Source organism: Micrococcus sp. MS-ASIII-49 (genome assembly GCF_000946635.1).
GTDB classification, from domain to species: domain Bacteria; phylum Actinomycetota; class Actinomycetes; order Actinomycetales; family Micrococcaceae; genus Micrococcus; species Micrococcus luteus.
In genome coordinates, this window is record NZ_JXSP01000047.1 from 29,609 (window position 1) to 48,437 (window position 18,829).

At 72.7% G+C, this 18,829-nt stretch carries 14 protein-coding genes and 1 pseudogene; 5 read left to right on the forward strand and 10 right to left on the reverse strand.

Annotated elements, in window-relative coordinates:
* Positions 1–31 precede the first annotated feature (31 nt).
* Complete coding sequence (locus SJ20_RS03420; protein WP_036315309.1) at positions 32–712, forward strand: MBL fold metallo-hydrolase; 681 nt, start codon at positions 32–34, stop codon at positions 710–712.
* A 30-nt stretch (positions 713–742) separates the two neighbouring features.
* Here SJ20_RS03420 and SJ20_RS03425 read toward each other — a convergent pair whose 3' ends face one another.
* The gene (locus SJ20_RS03425; protein WP_036382741.1) at positions 743–1,666 is read right to left on the reverse strand and encodes a methyltransferase domain-containing protein; all 924 of its coding nucleotides are present in this window, start codon (positions 1,664–1,666) and stop codon (positions 743–745) included.
* A gap of 42 nt (positions 1,667–1,708) precedes the next feature.
* Here SJ20_RS03425 and SJ20_RS03430 point away from each other — a divergent pair, with 42 nt between their 5' ends.
* Together SJ20_RS03430 and SJ20_RS03435 are read left to right on the forward strand one after the other, a co-directional pair.
* Complete coding sequence (locus tag SJ20_RS03430) at positions 1,709–4,342, forward strand: RNA helicase (RefSeq protein WP_044658952.1); 2,634 nt, start codon at positions 1,709–1,711, stop codon at positions 4,340–4,342.
* Positions 4,343–4,374: 32 nt separating this feature from the next.
* The gene (locus SJ20_RS03435; protein ID WP_044658953.1) at positions 4,375–5,841 is read left to right on the forward strand and encodes an alpha/beta fold hydrolase; all 1,467 of its coding nucleotides are present in this window, start codon (positions 4,375–4,377) and stop codon (positions 5,839–5,841) included.
* Positions 5,842–5,894: 53 nt separating this feature from the next.
* On the opposite strand, the gene SJ20_RS03440 is transcribed toward SJ20_RS03435, so the two are convergent.
* The 7 genes from SJ20_RS03440 to coaE (SJ20_RS03470) form a co-directional block, all read right to left on the reverse strand.
* Entirely contained in the window at positions 5,895–7,154 is a 1,260-nt protein-coding gene (locus tag SJ20_RS03440) for a TerC family protein (RefSeq protein WP_041102710.1), read from the reverse strand.
* A 16-nt stretch (positions 7,155–7,170) separates the two neighbouring features.
* Positions 7,171–8,103: a TerC/Alx family metal homeostasis membrane protein gene (locus SJ20_RS03445; protein ID WP_044658954.1), complete on the reverse strand. Its 933-nt coding sequence runs from the start codon at positions 8,101–8,103 to the stop codon at positions 7,171–7,173.
* Between the two features lie 80 nt (positions 8,104–8,183).
* A complete protein-coding gene (locus tag SJ20_RS03450) occupies positions 8,184–8,903 on the reverse strand; it encodes a hypothetical protein (protein ID WP_044658955.1) in 720 nt (239 codons plus the stop codon).
* Positions 8,900–9,538 carry a SatD family protein gene (locus SJ20_RS03455; RefSeq protein ID WP_044658956.1) on the reverse strand — a complete coding sequence of 213 codons (639 nt, stop codon included), beginning with the start codon at positions 9,536–9,538 and terminating at the stop codon, positions 8,900–8,902. The genes SJ20_RS03450 and SJ20_RS03455 overlap by 4 nt, the downstream gene beginning before the upstream one ends.
* 76 nt (positions 9,539–9,614) lie before the next feature.
* Positions 9,615–11,744 carry an excinuclease ABC subunit UvrB gene (uvrB, locus tag SJ20_RS03460; protein ID WP_044658957.1) on the reverse strand — a complete coding sequence of 710 codons (2,130 nt, stop codon included), beginning with the start codon at positions 11,742–11,744 and terminating at the stop codon, positions 9,615–9,617.
* Between the two features lie 37 nt (positions 11,745–11,781).
* The gene (gene coaE, locus SJ20_RS03465; protein ID WP_036315330.1) at positions 11,782–12,429 is read right to left on the reverse strand and encodes a dephospho-CoA kinase; all 648 of its coding nucleotides are present in this window, start codon (positions 12,427–12,429) and stop codon (positions 11,782–11,784) included.
* Entirely contained in the window at positions 12,426–14,795 is a 2,370-nt protein-coding gene (gene coaE, locus SJ20_RS03470) for a dephospho-CoA kinase (protein WP_044658958.1), read from the reverse strand. Before coaE (SJ20_RS03470) ends, coaE (SJ20_RS03465) begins: the two co-directional genes overlap by 4 nt.
* A gap of 154 nt (positions 14,796–14,949) precedes the next feature.
* On the opposite strand from coaE (SJ20_RS03470), the gene SJ20_RS03475 reads away from it, so the two are divergent.
* Positions 14,950–15,651, forward strand: coding sequence for a YigZ family protein (locus SJ20_RS03475; RefSeq protein ID WP_044658959.1), 702 nt, complete (start codon positions 14,950–14,952; stop codon positions 15,649–15,651).
* Positions 15,644–16,861: a class I SAM-dependent methyltransferase gene (locus SJ20_RS03480; RefSeq protein ID WP_235281251.1), complete on the forward strand. Its 1,218-nt coding sequence runs from the start codon at positions 15,644–15,646 to the stop codon at positions 16,859–16,861. Before SJ20_RS03475 ends, SJ20_RS03480 begins: the two co-directional genes overlap by 8 nt.
* A gap of 135 nt (positions 16,862–16,996) precedes the next feature.
* Here SJ20_RS03480 and rpsA read toward each other — a convergent pair whose 3' ends face one another.
* Complete coding sequence (gene rpsA, locus SJ20_RS03485) at positions 16,997–18,454, reverse strand: 30S ribosomal protein S1 (protein WP_044658960.1); 1,458 nt, start codon at positions 18,452–18,454, stop codon at positions 16,997–16,999.
* Between the two features lie 142 nt (positions 18,455–18,596).
* Positions 18,597–18,829, reverse strand: a pseudogene (locus tag SJ20_RS03490) (GNAT family N-acetyltransferase); the annotation flags it as partial.

An 18,829-nucleotide genomic window follows, 5' to 3' on the forward strand; every position in this document is an offset into this window, starting at 1 on the left:
GCCTCACCGCCCCGTCCGTACACTGTTGCGCATGCCCGAGACCGCCCGGAACCGCCTCCTGCACGATCTGCCCGCTGTCACGGTGCGCACCTGCTCCGTGTCGGAGATGGACAACAACGTGTACCTGCTCACCTCCAAGACCACGGGGGCGCAGGTGCTGATCGACGCCGCCGCCGAGGCCGAGGCCATCCGCGACCTCATCGCCTCGGCCGCGGACGACACCCCGTGCGAGCCGCGCCTCGAGATGATCGTCACCACGCATCGACACTGGGACCACGTGCGCGCGTTGCCGGCGCTGGCCTCCCTGACCGGGGCCCGCACGGCGGCCGGCGAGGACGACGCCGACGCGATCGCCGAGGCCACGGGGGTCGCCCCCGACGTGCGCCTGCGCCACGGGGACACCGTGGGGGCGGACGGGCTCCGGCTCGAGGTGGTGGCCCTGCGCGGCCACACGCCCGGGTCCATCGCGCTGGTGTGCCGCCCCGAGGCGGACGAGCCGGCCGTGCTCTTCACCGGCGACTCCCTCTTCCCGGGCGGGGTGGGCAACACCGAGGGCGACGACGGCCGGTTCCGTCAGCTGTTCACGGACGTGAGCGATCGGATCTTCGACGCGTTCGACGACGACGTGGTGGTCCACCCCGGCCACGGCGCCTCCACGACCCTGGGCGCCGAGCGCCCCCACCTGCCGGAGTGGGCCGAGCGCGGCTGGTGACGGTGCGCCCGGGCGGTCCCGGGCCCAGCGTCAGGCCGGCTTCTGCCCCGCCATGAACAGGCGCCGGGCCGGGAAGATCGTGACCGGGCCGCCGTCGTCGGCCGTGACACCGGGCACCGGCGGGTACGCCTCGCGCATGGCGGCGCGGTACCGGTCCACGAACGCCTCGAGCAGCCCGGCGCCCTCGGCGGCGCCCTCCTCGGCGTCCCAGCGGGCCAGGGCCTGCAGGCTCGGTCGCAGGGCCGCGCCGGAGGTCCACCGGAACACCGGGTCCTCGCCCGTCAGCACCTGCTGGTACTCCGTCTCCCAGACGACCGGGGACCACCCCGCCTCGAGGAACAGCCGCGTGTACTCCTCGGGCGGCGCCACGGTGCGGGTCGTCGCCACCCCGTGCAGCGGCTCGGAGAAGGCCGGGTCCTCCGCCAGCGCCACGATCGCCGCGTGGGAGGGCTGCTCGTAGGGCCGCGGGATCTGCGCCGCGAACCACGCCCCCGGCGTGAGGTCCCCGAGCCAGCGCCGGATCAGGCGACGGTGCGTCGGGATCCACTGGAGCATCGCGTTGGACACCACGACGTCCGTCGCCCCCGACGGGCGCCACTGCGAGGCGTCGACCGCCTCGAAGCGCAGGTTGGCGGGGGCGCCCGTGCGGGCCGCCTGCTCCCGGGCCCGCTCCAGCATGGCGGGCGAGTCGTCCAGACCGATCACCTCGGCGTCCGGCCAGCGCTCGGCCAGCGTCCGGGTCAGGGTCCCCGGGCCGCAGCCCAGGTCCACCACGACGCGCGGGGCCTCGGCGCGCACGCGCCCCACCAGGTCGTGGAAGGGGCGGGCGCGGTGTTCGGCGAAGCCCTCGTACTGCGCGGGATCCCAGGTGAACCCCCCGCCCTGTCGGCCGGTCACGTCCCCCACGACGGCGTCGGTGTCCGGGTGCGGGCTCTCGGGCGCGATCTGACTCATGGCGGCACCGTATCGCGCGGAGCGGCCGATACCCTGGGGGCGATGACTTCTGCCGCCACGAACCCGCCCTCGCTGACCGACCGCATCGACGCGCTCCCGCCGGCCCCGGACGCCGACGACGTCTTCGGGGCCTTCGCGGCCTGGACCGAGGACCGCGGGATCTCGCTCTACCCCGCCCAGGAGGAGGCCGCCCTCGAGCTCGTCCAGGGCCGGCACGTGATCCTGGCGACGCCCACCGGCTCCGGCAAGTCCCTGGTGGCGCTGGCCGCGCACGCCGACGCGCTCGCCCACGACGCCGTCTCCTACTACACGGCGCCGATCAAGGCGCTCGTCTCGGAGAAGTTCTTCGCGCTGGTGGACGTGTTCGGCGCGGAGAACGTCGGCATGGTCACGGGCGACTCCACCGTCAACGGTGACGCGCCCATCATCTGCTGCACGGCCGAGATCCTCGCCAACCGCGCGCTGCGCGAGGGCTCGGGCATGGAGATCGGCACCGTGGTGATGGACGAGTTCCACTACTACGCGGACCCCTCCCGCGGCTGGGCCTGGCAGGTGCCCCTCCTCGAGCTGCCGCAGGCCCGGTTCCTGCTGATGTCGGCCACCCTCGGCGACACGACCCGCCTCGAGGCGGACCTGACCGAGCGCACCGGGCGCGAGGTCGCCGTCGTCGCCCACGCGCAGCGCCCCATCCCGCTGACGTTCGAGTGGTCCGAGGTGCCGCTGCAGGAGAAGGTCGAGGAGCTCGTGGGCACCCACCAGGCACCGGTGTACATCGTGCACTTCTCGCAGCTGGACGCCGTGGAGACGGCCCAGGGTCTGTCCTCGATCTCGGTGACGTCCAGGGAGGAGAAGGAGGCGATCGCCGCGCGGATCGCCGGCTTCCGCTTCTCCGCGGGCTTCGGGCACACCCTGAACCGCCTCGTCCGGGCGGGCATCGGCGTGCACCACGCGGGCATGCTGCCCAAGTACCGCCGCCTCGTGGAGAAGCTGGCCCAGGACGGGCTGCTCAAGGTCATCTGCGGCACGGACACGCTGGGCGTCGGGATCAACGTGCCGATCCGCACCGTGCTGCTCACCGCGCTCTCCAAGTTCGACGGCGAGAAGACCCGCCTGCTCCAGGCCCGCGAGTTCCACCAGATCGCCGGCCGGGCGGGCCGGGCCGGCTTCGACACCTCCGGCACCGTGGTGGTCCAGGCCCCCGAGCACGTGATCGAGAACAAGGCGGCCGAGCGCAAGGCCGCGGCGAAGTTCGCGAACGTCAAGGACGAGGCCGAGCGGGCCAAGCGCATGAAGCAGTCCGTGAAGTCCGGCAAGCGCAAGACCCCGCCGGCCGGCTTCGTCTCGTGGGGGCCGGCGACGTTCGAGCGCCTCGTCTCCGCCGAGCCGGAGCCGCTGGTCTCCCGCATGCGGATCACGCACTCCATGCTGCTGAACATCCTCGACCGGCCCGGCGACCCGGTGATCGCGGTCCGGCGCCTGCTGCGCGGCACCCACGAGACCCCGGCCCGCCAGGCGGTGCTCATGCGCCGCGCGCTCGGGATCTTCCGGGAGCTGCTGGCCACGGGCGTCGTCGAGCGTCTGCCCGAGCCGGACGCCGAGGGCCGCACCGTGGACCTCACGGTGGACCTGCAGCCGGACTTCGCGCTCAACCAGCCGCTCTCCCCCTTCGCCCTCGCCGCGCTCGACCTGCTGGACCCGGCCGATCCCGACCACGCGCTCGACGTGGTCTCCGTGATCGAGGCGACCCTCGACCCGCCGCGCCAGGTGCTCTCCGCCCAGGTCAAGCACGCCAAGGGCGAGGCCGTGGCCGCCATGAAGGCCGAGGGCATGGACTACAACGACCGCATGCGGGCCCTCGACGAGATCACCCACCCGCGGCCGCTGGCCGAGCTCCTCGAGCAGCAGTTCGAGCTCTACCGGCAGGACGCCCCGTGGCTCGCGGAGTTCGAGCTGACCCCCAAGTCCGTGGTGCGCGACATGTTCGAGCGGGCCATGGGCTTCGGTGACTACGTCCGGTTCTACGGGATCGCCCGGTCCGAGGGCGTGCTGCTGCGCTACCTCACGGACGCGGTCAAGGCGCTGCGCCACACGGTGCCCGAGGCGGCGCGCACCGAGGAGCTCCAGGTGCTGCTGGACTGGCTCGACGAGATGGTGAAGCAGACCGACTCGTCCCTCCTGGAGGAGTGGGAGGACCTGGTGGCCGGGGACATCGACGAGCTGCGCCGGGACATGGAGGCGCTCGAGCCGCCGGCGCCGCCTCGCCTGACGGACAACGCGCCCGTGTTCCGCGTGATGGTCCGCAACGCGATGTTCCAGCGCGTGCGCCTGTTCGGCGACGAGCGGGACGAGGCCCTCGCGCGCCTGTCCGGCGACCTGTCCGCCGACGACTGGGCCGACGCCCTCGACGCCTACTTCGACGACCACGAGGACATCGACGACGGCCCCGCCGCGCGTGGCCCCGAGCTGTTCCGCGTGACCGCGGCCCCCGACGTCGCCGCCCCGCTGGAGCTGGCCGGCCCGCGCTGGTGGGCGGTGCGGCAGATCCTGAAGGACCCCGACGGGGACCTGGACCACGGGATCAACGCCGTGGTCGACCTGGACGCCTCCGACGAGGCGGGCCACCCCGTGATCCGGGTGGTCTCCGTGGGCGCGCCCGAGTCCGGGTGGGGCCTGTGAGCGGCGGGGACGCCCGGGCGGCAGGACGGCCCGTGGCGGGCGACCCGCGCGGCTTCGCCCCGCTCGAGCCGGCCCGCCACCGCGTGGGCGAGCGCACCGAGCTCTACGACGGCACCGTCACGGTGGACCACTGGTTCACGGTGCCGATCGACCACGCGCTGGGCCTCGCCGAAGCCGAGGCGCAGGACGCGGCGGGCACCGGCGTCGGGCCGCACCGGCGCGGCACGCTGACCGTCTTCGCCCGGGAGATCCGGGCGAAGGACGACCCCGGGGGCGAGCGTCCCTGGGCCCTGTACCTCCAGGGCGGCCCCGGCAGTGCCGGGCCCCGCCCGGCGCGCCTGAGCGGCTGGCTCGGCGCGCTGGCCGAGAGCCACCGCGTGCTGCTGCTGGACCAGCGCGGCACGGGGCGCTCGACCCCGGCCACCGTGGCGACCCTGACCGCCCCGGGCGCCTTCGCCACGGACGAGGCCCGCGCCGAGCACCTGGTACACCTGCGGGCGCCCTCGATCGTGCGGGACGCCGAGATGCTGCGCCTCGCCCTCGGCGCCGGGCCGTGGACCACTCTGGGCCAGAGCTTCGGCGGGTTCTGCACGCTGAGCTACCTCTCCTTCCACCCCGAGGGCCTGCAGCGCAGCCTGGTGACCGGCGGCCTCGCCCCGCTCACCGGCCACGCCGACCGGGTCTACCGGGCCACCTACGCCCGGATGCGCGCCCGCACCGAGGAGTTCTTCGACCGGCACCCGGCCGACCGCGACGCGTGGTCGGAGGCCGTGGGGCTGATCCGCGCCGCCGAGGCCGCGGGCGCCCCGATCCCCCTGCCCGGCGGCGGGCCGCTCACCGTGGGACGGGCCCAGGGTCTGGGCATGCTGCTGGGCGGCAACACCCGCGTGGACCGCCTGCACTGGGCCCTCGCCGAGGCCGTGGACCGCACCGGACCCGCGCCGCGCCTGTCCGAGACGTTCCTGGCCGCCGTCGCCGACCAGGACGACCGCCTCGTCAACCCGCTCTACACCGTGCTGCACGAGGCGATCTACGCGCAGCCGGCGGACCTGGCCGGCGGCCGGGCGGACACCGGCTGGTCGGCGTCCCGGATGCTCGCCGAGCACCCGGACTTCGACCCGGAGGCGACCACGGTCCCGCTGCCCACGGGCGAACACGTCATGCCCTGGTCCGTCGAGGTCGACCCCCGGCTGCGGCCCCTGGCCGGCACGGCGCGGCTGCTCGCCGAGCGCACGCAGTGGGGCCCGCTCTACGACGTGGCTGCCCTGGCGCAGAACACCGTCCCCGTGGCCGCCGCGGTCTACGCCGACGACGTGTACGTGGACCGGGACCTCTCGCTCGAGACGGCGCGGCGCGTCCGCGGCCTGCAGGTGTGGGAGACCGACGCCTTCCACCACGACGGCATCGCCGACGACGGGCCGGCGATCCTCGACCGGCTCCTGGCGATGACCGCGGCGGACGGCGCCGGGACGACGACGGCCCCCGACCCGGTCGACTGACCGGCCCGGGGGCCCGGGCGCCGGCGGAGCACTCCCCCGGTGCCGTGATCGGCTCAGACGGTGGGCCCGTCCTGTCGCACGATCTGCTCGGAGACCCCGCGCGCGTCGTCGTCACGGGGATCGGCGAGCCGGGTCTCGTGGGCCGTGCGGATGATGGCCGACCACGCGTCCTTGTGCTCGAGCAGCTGGTCGCGCCAGCGCTGGTCCAGGGCCTCGGCCCGGGCCGTCCAGCGGTCCATCAGGGCGGCGGCGCGCTCGCGCTCGGCCGGGTCGGCGTCCTCGGCCAGCTTCGAGTACCGATACGAGTACTTCTCGGCGTTCTGCAGCGCCCGCAGGGCCTGGCCCTTCGGCGAGGCCAGGGAGATCGCCACGGTGATCGCCAGGATCACGACGACGACCACGAGGGACAGCGTCGTGGGGATCTCGACGACGGGCACGTTCTCGCCGCCGTTGATGAACGGCAGGTTGTTCTCGTGCAGGGCGTGCAGGATCAGCTTCACGCCGATGAACGCCAGCAGCGCGGAGAGCCCGTAGGCCAGGTAGACGAGGCGGTCGAGCAGGCCGTCGATCAGGAAGTACAGCTGGCGCAGGCCCATGAGCGAGAACGCCGTGGCGGTGAAGACGATGTACGCCTCCTGGGTCACGCCGAAGATCGCGGGGATGGAGTCGAAGGCGAAGAGGATGTCCGTGGCGCCGATCGCGATCATCACGAGGAGCATCGGCGTCATGAGGCGCTTGCCGTCCACCGTCGTGAAGAGGCGGTCGCCGTCGAACTGCTCGGAGGCGGGCAGGAACCGCTTGACGAGGCGGACCATCACGTTGTCCGCCTCGTCCTGGGCGCCCTCGGCGTCGCCGGACATCTCGCCCTTGAGCTGGCCGCCGGCGATGATCAGCAGGAACAGGCCGAAGAGGTAGAACACGTCCGACCACGCGGCGATGACGGCGGCGCCCAGCAGGATGAACAAGGTGCGCGAGATCAGCGCGAACGTGATGCCGAACAGCAGCACCTTCTGCTGGTAGTCGCGGGGCACGCGGAAGCTGGCCATGATGACCAGGAAGACGAACAGGTTGTCGACGCTGAGCGCCTTCTCCAGCAGGTAGCCGGTGTAGTACTCGACCGCGTGCTGGGTGTCGCCGAAGGCGAAGAACACGAGGCCGAAGATGAGCGCGAGGCCGACGTAGACGCCGGACCAGATCGCGGCCTCCCGGATCGTCGGCGTGTGCGCCTTGCGGACATGGGCGAAGTAGTCGAATGCGAGGAGGCCGACGATCAGCGCGATCGTCAGGCCCCAGGTCAGGCCGTTGATTTCCACGGGTCACCTCTCGGCGTCAAGGGTCGGGACGGTGCCGCAAGTCTCTCCGCCCGCCGCGACCGCGGCCCGGGCCCCTGTGTCCGGCCGACGGCGCGCTCTCGGCGGCCGCGGCGTGCTGACGTCCACAGTGTTCGGGATACTCCCCTACGTCGCCGGTCAGTCTACCCGGTCGCACGACGACGCCCCGACCCGCGGCGGGCGGAGCGGGGCGTCGTCGGGCCCGCTGGCGCAGGCCCATGAGGGCGAAGATATTGGCGGTCAGGACGATGAACCAGTTCTGGGTGAGGCCGAAGATCGCCGGGATGGAGTCCACCGCGAACATCACGTCCGTCAGGCCGATCGTGATGAACACGACCACCATGGGGGTGAACATGCGCCGGCCGTCCACGGTGGTGCGCAGTCGGTTGCCGTCATAGTCCGGCGCCACGTTGAGGCGGCGGGTCAGGCGGGCCACGACGCCCGGCTCGGACTCCTCGTCCCCGCCGTCGTCCTTGAGCTGCTGCCAGGCGGTCCAGAGCAGGAAGGCGCCGAAGATGTAGAACTCCCACGTCAGGTGCTCGATGGCGACGGCGCCGACCGCGATGAACACCGCGCGGGCGATCAGCGCGATGATGATGCCCACCATCAGCACCTCCTGCTGGTAGCGGCGGGGCACCTGGAACTTGGCCATGATGATGAGGAACACGAACAGGTTGTCCACGCTGAGGCTGTACTCGGTGACCCAGCCGGCGAGGAAATCGGTGCCGTGCTGCGCATCGCCCAGGGCGAAGAGCAGCCCCGCGAAGAGCAGCCCCGCGAAGACCAGCGCCAGCGCCACGTAGAACCCGATCCACAGGCCGGCCTCCTTCATGGAGGGCTCGTGGGGGCGGCGCGCGACGTACAGCAGGTCAAGCAGGAGGATGACGCCGAGGACCACAAGGGTCGTGGTCTCGAAGGCGGGACTGAGCACGTCCTTGGAGGGGTTCCTTTCGTGGGGGCCGCGCCAGTCTAGACGGGTGCGGTCCCGCGCGCGGACGCGGGGGGCCGGTCTCAGACTGCGCCGGGAGCGGTCAGGCCCAGGGCGAGCCAGACGACGACGGCACCGGCGGCGGCCAGGCCCCAACTGGCGAGGGAGCCGATGAGGAACTCCTCCGCGCGCGAGCCGGCGCCGCGGTCCGCCGAGATCTCCGGGAAGCGCACGATGCCCTTGGCCGCCATCAGGGCCGCGATCACCGGATAGGCCTGCGCGAGCCCCAGGACGACCATGAGCAGTCGCTCCATGGGCCCGATGTAGCGACCGCCGCGCAGGCCGTCGGCCGCGGGGTCCTCCGCCTCCTCGTCGCCTCCGTCGGCGGGCCGGCCCGCCAGGGCGAGGACCGCGCGGGTGACCCGGTTGCCGGTCTCGGTCAGGGCCAGCGCCACCGCCAACAGCGTGAGGGCCGGGGGCGCGGAGCGCAGGCCCGCGGGCGCCAGGGTCGACTCGAGCACGGCCACCAGGCCGACCACGGCCACCACCGCGACCACCCCGAGCGGCCGGTCCGGGTGCAGCCACGTCCAGCCCATCAGCAGGCCGAGGGACACCAGGCCGCCGCCCACCGCGACGGCCACGCCGGTCGGCGCCAGCACGGCCACCAGCACCGCGGCGAGGACGGCGGCCACGGCCGCGCCGGCCCGGGCGAGCCACCGCCGCCGTGGGGCGGGCCAGGCGCCGGGCAGGACGGCGTCGAGCAGGTCGTGCAGCCCCAGGGCGAGCAGTGCGAGGGCGGTCACGGCGCGACCTCCGTCGCCGCGGCGGCGAGCTCGGCGTCCAGCTCGAGCAGCCGGCCGATCCCGGACCGCGCGACGGTCTGCGACACCGCGGACTGCGTGATCCGCTCCGCCCGTGCGGCCTCCGCCTGGGTCGCCCCGCCCAGCAGGGCTGCGGCGATCCGGCGTTCGCGGGCCTTGAGCCGGCCGAGGACGTGGTCGCGCAGCAGGGCGAGCCCGTCCACGGCGGCGGTGAGGGACGGGTCCGCGGCACGGAAGGCGGTCGCGGCGCCGGCGGCCCGCTCGTGCGCGTGCTCGACGGCCTCGCGGGCCCGATACCAGGCCGTGCCGTCCTCGATGCCGTCTCCGCCGGCGTCCAGGGCCCGCCGCTGCCCCAGGCCGATCCCGAAGCGCAGGTCGAGGCCCGGGGGCAGGGCGAGCGTGACGCGGACGGTCAGCCGGAGCGCGTCCGGCCAGGTGCGGTGCAGCGCCTGGAACTCGTCGCCGACGCTGGCCCAGGCGGGGCGCAGCGGCGGGACGTCCTGTTCCGCGGCCGCGAAGGCGGCCAGGATCTGCTCCTGCGCCCGCTCCCGGTCCGGGAGGGCGCGGGAGCCGACGATGTCCGCGATCACGGCCGCGACCGGGGGTGCTGCGCTCATGGCGTCACACTATCACTGATATGACGACATTCATCAGTGTTTTCATAACACCCTGGGTCGGCATCATGCCGGGTGGTCACTGCTCCCGCTTCATCTGCCGCAGCTCCTTCTTGAGCTCGCCGACCTCGTCGCGCAGGCGGGCGGCGAGCTCGAACTGCAGGTCCGCCGCCGCCTGGTGCATCTGCTTCGACATCTGCTCGATCAGATCGGCCAGGTCCTTGGCGGGCAGCGACGCCGGGTCCACCGCCGGAGCCTCGGTGCCCTCCCCTGTGGTCGCGTCCCGGTCCAGCGAGCTGAGGCCTCGGTGGCCCATGCCGAAGTCGAACCCGGACTTCACGCCGCCCATGCCCTTGAGGAAGTCGGCGGTGTCCGCGTCCTCCCGGGCCAGCTGATCCGTGATGTCCGCGATGCGCTTGCGCAGCGGCTGGGGGTCGATCCCGTGCTCCTCGTTGTACGCGATCTGCACGGCCCGGCGCCGCTCGGTCTCCTCGATCGCCCGGCGCATGGAGTCGGTGACGTTGTCCGCGTACATGTGGACCTCGCCGGAGACGTTGCGGGCGGCGCGGCCGATGGTCTGGATGAGGGAGGTGGTGGAGCGCAGGAAGCCCTCCTTGTCCGCGTCCAGGATCGCCACGAGCGAGACCTCGGGCAGGTCCAGGCCCTCGCGCAGCAGGTTGATGCCCACCAGCACGTCGAAGGTGCCCTTGCGCAGCTCCCGCAGCAGCTCCACGCGGCGCAGCGTGTCCACATCCGAGTGGAGGTACTCGACCTTCACCCCCGCCTCGAGCAGGTAGTCCGTGAGGTCCTCGGCCATGCGCTTGGTCAGCGTGGTCACCAGGACGCGCTCGTCCTTGGCCGTGCGCACGCGGATCTGCTCGAGCAGGTCGTCGATCTGGCCCTCGGTCGGCTTGACCACCACCTGCGGGTCCACGAGGCCGGTGGGGCGGATGATCTGCTCGACGTAGCCGTCCGCCTGGCCGAGCTCGTAGGCGCCCGGCGTCGCGGAGAGGTACACGGTCTGCCCGATCCGCTCGAGGAACTCGTCCCACTTCAGCGGGCGGTTGTCCATGGCCGAGGGCAGGCGGAAGCCGTGCTCCACGAGGGTGCGCTTGCGGGACATGTCCCCCTCGTACATCGCGCCGATCTGCGGGATGGTCACGTGGGACTCGTCCACCACGAGCAGGAAGTCGTCCGGGAAGTAGTCCAGCAGGCAGTGCGGGGCGGAGCCGGCGGGACGGCCGTCGATGTGGCGCGAGTAGTTCTCGATGCCGTTGCAGTAGCCCATCTGCTGCATCATCTCGAGGTCGTACGTGGTGCGCATGCGCAGCCGCTGCGCCTCGAGCAGCTTGTCCTGGGACTCCAGCTCCTGCAGCCGCTCCCGCAGCTCGTCCTCGATGGTGGTGATCGCCCGGCCCATGCGCTCGTCGCCGGCCACGTAGTGCGAGGCCGGGAAGATGTACATCTCCTCCTCCTCGCGCACCACCTGGCCGGTGAGCGGGTGCAGGGTCTGGATGGACTCGATCTCGTCCCCGAAGAACTCGATGCGCACCGCGAGCTCCTCGTACATGGGGATGATCTCCACGGTGTCCCCCCGCACCCGGAAGGTGCCGCGGTGGAAGTCGACGTCGTTGCGCACGTACTGCATCTGCACGAACCGCCGCAGGAGCACGTCCCGGTCCATCTCCGCACCGCGGCGCAGGGTGACCATCTGCTCGATGTACTCCTCGGGCGTGCCGAGGCCGTAGATGCAGGAGACGGTGGCCACCACGATCACGTCCCGCCGGGTCAGCAGCGCGTTCGTGGCCGAGTGGCGCAGCCGCTCGACCTCCTCGTTGATGGAGGAGTCCTTCTCGATGAAGGTGTCCGTCTGCGGGACGTACGCCTCGGGCTGGTAGTAGTCGTAGTAGGAGACGAAGTACTCGACCGCGTTGTTGGGCAGCAGCTCGCGGAACTCGTTGGCCAGCTGCGCCGCGAGCGTCTTGTTCTGCACCATCACCAGCGTGGGCCGCTGGAGGCGCTCGACGAGCCACGCCGTCGTCGCCGACTTGCCCGTGCCGGTGGCGCCCATCAGGACGACGTCCTTCTCCCCCGCCTCCACGCGCTCGGCGAGCTCGGCGATGGCCTTCGGCTGGTCACCGGAGGGCTGGTAGGGGGAGATGACCTCGAACGGGGCGACGACGCGGTTGATCTTCTGGGCCAGGCTCATGGCAGAACCCTACGTCGCGCCCCGGACACCCCGGCGGTCAGTCCGCCGAGGGCTCAGCCGCGCCGGGGGCGAGGAACCGGTCCCACACCTGGTTCGCCACGGACGCGAGCCGCTCGAGGTCGGCGTCGTTGACGATGACCACGTCCGCGACGGCGCGCCGCTGCTCGTCCGTGGCCTGGGCCGCGATCCGCGCCTCGGCGTCCGCGCGGCTCATGCCGCGGTCCTCCACCATCCGGCGCAGGCGCTCCTCGAGCGGGGCCTCCACCACGATCACGAGGTCGAACGCGTCCGCCTGCCCGGTCTCCACCAGCAGCGGCACGTCCTGGACCACGACGGCGTCCGGCCCGGCCTCGGCGACGATGCGCCGGGCCGCAGCCCGGATCCGGGGGTGCACGATGCGGTTCAGGCGCTGTCGGGCGCCCTCGTCCCCGAAGACGATGCGGGCCATCTCGACGCGGTCGAGCTCACCGTCCGCGGTGATGACGCGGTCCCCGAACTCGTCCTGGACGGCGGCCAGCCCGTCGGTGCCCTTCTCGAGGACCAGCCGGGCGAGGGCGTCCGAGTCCACCAGGAGCGCGCCACGCTCCTGCAGGACACGGGCCACCGCGGACTTGCCGGCGGCGATCCCGCCGGTCAGGCCCACATGGACGCGCGGCCGTTCGGCCACCGGGTCGGTCTCGGTCATACGCGCTCTCCTCGGGCGGCCTCGAGCTGAGGCTGGATCTTGGCCTCCCAGTATGCCCGGACGGCCTCCTGCAGGTCCTCGAGCGAGCCGTCGTTCTCGATCACGGTGTCCGCGATCTCGGCCCGCTCCTCGTCCGCCGCCTCCTCGTCGATGAAGGCCCAGGCCCGCTCGCGGGTCATGTCGTGGGACTCCATGAGCCGGGCGACGCGCACCTCGGCGGGAGCGGAGACGGCCAGCACCTGGTCGAAGTCCTGTCCGGAGCCGGTCTCGGCCAGCAGGGCCAGGTCGACCACCAGCACGGAGTCCTCGCCGATCTCGCGGGCCCGGCGGTTCGCCTCGTCGCGCACCGCCGGGGAGACGATCTCGTACATGCGCGTCCGGGCGGTCGAGCTCTCGGTGGTGAGCCGGTTGAGGGTGCGCGCGTCCAGGGTGCCGTCCGCGCGGACGATGTCCTCGCCGAAGACCGAGCGGAGCTCCTCGAGCACGGGGTTGCCGGGCACGAGGATCTCCCCCATCAGGTCGTCGAACTCCACGACGACGGCGCCCAGCCGCTCGAGCTCCGCGCCGACCTCGGTGCGGCCCGCGGCGATGCCGCCGGTCAGGCCGACGGTGACGAGGGCCTTGGCCGCGTCGATGCGCTGCTGGTGCCACGTCTTCGGGGTGTGCGTGTCGTTCTCCGGCTCGGTGCCGACCTCGAACTCGGGGCGGATCACGAAGTCCGAGACGTCCACGCCGTCCTCGGTGGCGCGGCGGCGGTACTCCTCGACCGGCAGCACCTGCTTCCACTGGCGGGTCCGCATGGGCCGCGCGGCACCCGCGTCCTCGCGCAGGGCCTGCAGCAGCAGTGCGGCCTGCGTGACGGTGATGAGCAGGATGGGCAGGCCGATCACGATGATGACCTCCTGCAGCGCCGCCAGGCCGTTCTCGCCCGCGGTGAGGATGATGGCCGCGCAGACCGCGCCGATGGACACGGCCCAGAACACGGACTGGCGGCGGGGCGCCGCATCCTCGTGGCCGTTGGCCATCGCGTCCATCACGAGCGCACCCGAGTCGATCGAGGTGATGAAGAACAGCGTGATGACCACGAGCGCCACGACCGCGGCCACCGTGTAGAGCGGCATGCCCTGCAGGTGCTGGAACAGGGCGGCCTGGACGTTGCCGTCGGTGACGATCGTCTGCGTGAGGTCGCCGCCCTGGCCCGGCGCCGGCGCGGTGGCGCGGTCCGACTGGAACGCGGAGTAGCCGTAGATGCCCATCCAGATGATGACGAACGCCGTGGGCAGGCCCAGGCCGGCCACGATGAAGGAGCGGATGGTGCGGCCGCGCGAGATGCGGGCGAAGAACATCCCCACGAAGGGCGCCCACGTGACGGTCCAGGCCCAGTAGAAGACGGTCCAGTCACCGGACCACTGGCCCGAGTTGTACGTGTCGTTGTAGGTGGAGAGCACGGGCAGCATGGAGGCGTACTCGCCGATCGCCTGCACGGTGCCGCGGATGACGTCCATGCTGGAGACGGCCCACATCAGGACGTACACGAGCAGGGCGATCGCCAGCAGGATGTTGGCGTAGGACAGCCGCTTGACGCCCTTGTCCATGCCGACCAGCACGGAGGCCGTGCCCACGGCGGTGACGACGGCCAGGATGAGCGCCTGGACCCAGCCGGCCACGGGGGTGCCCAGCACGTAGTTCATGCCCGCGTTGATCTGCAGGGCGCCCAGGCCCACGGACACGCCGAGGCCGAACACGGTGGAGACCACGGCGATGATGTCGATCGTCTTGCCGATGGGGCCGTGGATGCGATCGCCGAGGAGGGGCTGGAAGGCGGAGGACACGCGCGGGGGCAGCTTGCGCTTGTACGTGAAGTAGCCGAAGCACAGGCCCGGGACGAGCAGGATCGCCCACATGTGGATGCCGAAGTGGAAGTTCGCGATCGCCATGGCCTCCGAGGCCGCGCGGTCGGAGAACGGCTCCGTCCCCGCCATGGGCGGGTTGGCGTAGTGGTTCATCGGCTCCGCGATGCCCCAGAACATCAGCACCGCGCCGACGCCGGCGGCGAACATCATGCCGAACCAGGTCAGGCCGGAGTACTCCGGCACCGCGTCGTCGTCGCCGAGCTTGACCCGGCCGTACCGGGTCACGGCGAGGATGAACAGGAACGCCACCAGCAGGGTCAGGCTGAGGGTGTAGATCCAGCCGACGTCGTAGCGCAGCCAGCTCGAGACCACGCCGAAGGCCGCCTGGACCGGGCCAGGGAACAGGCCCATCGCGGCGGTGAAGAGCACGACCGCGGCGGCCGAGCCGAAGAAGATCGCCGGACTCGTGCGGAGCCCCAACGTGTCGTGCAGGCGAGTGAGCGGGGAAGTCATGAGTCTCCCGGGACAGGGTCGTGGGAGGCCCGCGGCGGCACGCGTGCTCGCTCACCGGTGGGCCGGTGCCGGGTGGCACGGTCTTCCACTGTACCGAAGCTCACGTCCGGGCTCGACGGCGTGCCCGTCCTCGGCCAGCCCCTAGGGTGGGGTCATGCCCGATCCCGCCCCCGCCCCGACCGCGCGCTGCACGGTCCTGCCGGCGTCCGCCCGCGACCCCGACGGCTGGCTGGAACGGGAGGTGGAGATCCGCCGCAGCTGCTTCCTCACCTACCTCGGGCGCGTCGAGGACGAGGCGCAGGCGCGCGAGATGGTCGCCGTCCTGCGGCGCCGGCACCACGACGCGCGGCACGTGTGCAGCGCGTTCGTCCTCGGCCCCGCCCGGGACCGGATGCGCTCCAGCGACGACGGCGAGCCCGCCGGCACGGCCGGCGTCCCCATGCTCGAGGCCGTCCTCCAGCGCGAGACCGCGCCGGGCCGGACCGACCTGACGGACGTGTGCGCCGTCGTCGTGCGCTGGTTCGGGGGGATCAAGCTGGGCGCCGGGGGCCTGGTGCGCGCCTACTCGGACTCGGTGTCCGGGGCACTCGACGCCGCCCCGCTGCGCACCCGCTCCCGGCTGGCCCTGCTCGCGGTGGAGGCGCCCCACACCGACGCCGGCCGGTGGGAGAACGAGCTGCGCGCGGCGGGCGTGTCCGTGCTGGAGGCGAGCTACGGCGCCGCGGGGGTCCGCCTGACGGTCGGCGTGCCGGACACCGAGGAGGCCCGCGCGGCGTTCGCGGCGCGGCTCGCGGACGTCACGGCCGGCGCGGGGCATGCGGAGCGGATCGGAGAGGACTGGGTGGACCATGAGTGAGCCGTTGCCCCGGGGGGTCACCCCCGATGTCGCCCGTGGCGGGCTGCCGGACGACCTCACCGCGGGCGTGGACTTCGCGGCGCTGGATCGGTGGCCGCTGCCGACCGAGCCCGACCGCCAGGCCCACGACGCGGCGGACCTGCTCCTGCTCGACACCCTGGCCGGGTGGATCGCGAGCGGGCACGTCCCCGGCCCGGTGGCCGTCCTGGAGGACCGGCACGGCGCGCTGACCCTGCCCCTGCTCACGGCCGGCCACGACGTCCGGATCCACCAGGACGACGCCTCCGCCGAGCGCTCGCTGGACGCGAACCTCGCCGCGTGGCGCGCCGCCGGTCGCCTCGGCGGGGAGACGGGCGAGCTCGAGCGAACGGCCACGCCTGAGGAGGCGGCCCGGGGCGCCCGGACGGTCCTGCTGCCGCTGCCCCGCTCGCTCGACGAGCTCGACCGGCTGTCCCGGATCGTCGCAGCCGTGGCCGACCCCGGCGTGGTCCTGCTGGCCGGCGGCCGCGACAAGCACATGAGTCCGCGCATGAACGCGGTGCTCGGCGCGGCGTTCGAGGACGTCGTCGCCGGACGGGGCCGCCGCAAGGCGCGCGTGCTCACGGCCCGGGGCCCGCGTCCCGGCGTGACCCCCCGGCCACCGGAGGAGGCCGACCGCGACGTCCCCGGCGTGGGGAGCCTGCACCTGGTGGCCCACGCCGGCACCTTCGGCGGAGCCGCCGCCGACCCGGGCTCCCGTCTGCTGCTCACCTCGCTCGCCGACGACCCGCGCCCGCCGGGGCGCCTCGTGGACCTGGGCTGCGGCAACGGGCTGCTCTCAATCGGGGCGGCGCGGCTGTGGCCGCACGTCACCGTGCTGGCCACCGACCAGTCCGCCGTGGCGGTCGCCTCGACGCTCGCCACGGCCCGCGCGAACCGCGTGGCGGACCGCGTCCGGGCCGTGCGCGACGACGCCCTGGCCACGTGGCCGGACGGGACGGAGGAGTGCGTGCTCCTGAATCCCCCGTTCCACGACGGCAACGCCGTGGACCCCTCCGTGGCGCACCGGCTGGTGGCGGCCGCGGCGCGGGTGCTGGAGCCGGGCGGCCGGCTGTGGTGTGTCTGGAACTCGCACCTGCGGTATCGGCCGATGTTGGAGGAGCTCGTCGGGCCGACTCGGCAGACGGCGCGCGACCGCACGTTCACCGTGACGGTCTCCGAGCGCCGCTGAGCGCGGCCGTCGGGTCCCGTCCGCTCCCCCACGGCCAGCCCCCCGGGACGCGACGACGCCCCGCCCCTCCGGAGGGAGGGACGGGGCGTCGGGTGCTCGGCGCGGGCCGTCAGGGACGGTCACGCACCGCGGCGATCAGTTGCCGGTGAGCTTCTCGCGCAGGGCGGCGAGGGCCTCGTCGGAGGCCAGGGTGCCTCCGTCCGAGGGCGGGGCCTCGGACGAGTAGGACGAGCCGCCCAGGCTCGCACCGGCGTCGGCGCCGACGGTGGCCTCCTCCTCGAGGGAGCGGCGCACCTGCTCCTTGTGGGCCTCCCAGCGGGCCTGAGCGTCGGCGTACTGCTGCTCCCAGGCGGCGCGCTCGGTCTCGAAGCCCTCCATCCACTCGTTGGTCTCGACGTCGAAGCCCTCGGGGTACTTGTAGTTGCCCTCCTCGTCGTACTCCGCGGCCATGCCGTAGAGCGCCGGGTCGAACTCGGTGCCCTCGGGGTCCACGCCCTCGTTGGCCTGCTTGAGGGACAGGGAGATGCGGCGACGCTCGAGGTCGATGTCGATGACCTTGACGAACAGCTCGTCGTTGACCGACACGACCTGCTCGGCGGTGTCGATGTGGCGCGAGGCCAGCTCCGAGATGTGCACGAGGCCCTCGATGCCGTCCTCCACGCGGACGAACGCACCGAACGGCACGAGCTTGGTGACCTTGCCCGGCACGACCTGGCCGAGGGCGTGGGTGCGGGCGAAGAGCTGCCACGGGTCCTCCTGGGTCGCCTTCAGCGACAGGGAGACACGCTCGCGGTCCATGTCCACCTCGAGGACCTCGACGGTGACCTCCTGGCCCACCTCGACGACCTCGGACGGGTGGTCGATGTGCTTCCAGGACAGCTCGGAGACGTGCACGAGGCCGTCCACGCCGCCCAGGTCCACGAAGGCGCCGAAGTTGACGATGGAGGACACGGTGCCGTTGCGGACCTGGCCCTTCTCCAGCTTGTGGAGGAAGTTGGAGCGGACCTCGGACTGGGTCTGCTCGAGCCAGGCGCGGCGGGACAGGACCACGTTGTTGCGGTTCTTGTCCAGCTCGATGATCTTCGCCTCGAGCTTCTGGCCGATGTAGGGGGCCAGGTCGCGCACGCGGCGCATCTCCACGAGGGAGGCCGGGAGGAAGCCGCGCAGGCCGATGTCGAGGATGAGGCCGCCCTTGACCACCTCGATGACGGTGCCCTCGACGACGCCGTCCTCCTCCTTGATCTTCTCGATGTCGCCCCAGGCGCGCTCGTACTGGGCGCGCTTCTTCGAGAGGATCAGGCGACCCTCCTTGTCCTCCTTGGTGAGGACCAGGGCCTCGACGGTGTCGCCCACGGCCACGACCTCGTCCGGGTCCACGTCGTGCTTGATGGACAGCTCGCGGGACGGGATGACGCCCTCGGTCTTGTAGCCGATGTCGAGCAGGACCTCGTCGCGGTCCACCTTGACGACGGTGCCCTCGACGAGGTCGCCATCGTTGAAGTACTTGATGGTCGCGTCGATGGCGGCGAGCAGGTCCTCGGCAGAGCCGATGTCGTTGATGGCGACCTGCGGGGCGTTGGAAGTGGTGGTCATGTAGGAGGGACTCCGTTGGGATCGGGGGTCACGTCGGGATCGATGCCGCCGGTGGGCGGCATCCGGGCACCAGAGGGGCCCCACCCGGCGTGGGTCGTGATGGACATGTATCAAATGCGCACGAATGTGCTCGTCCAGCGTATCAGAAGCCGACGAGGGTGTGCAGGGGTCGGCTGGGTCGCACAAGCCCGTCGAACGCCTCCGCCGCGCCGGCCCGCAGCTCCGCCACGACACCGGCCTCCGCCAGCACCGCGGCGCCGGCCCCGCGGGAGTGCCCGCCGAGCCAGAGCGCGGAGAACCGGGCCGCGTCGAGCCGGAGCCCCGCGCCCATGCGGACGGCGTCGGCCGCGGGGCCCAGCCGCTCGGCGGCGCCGC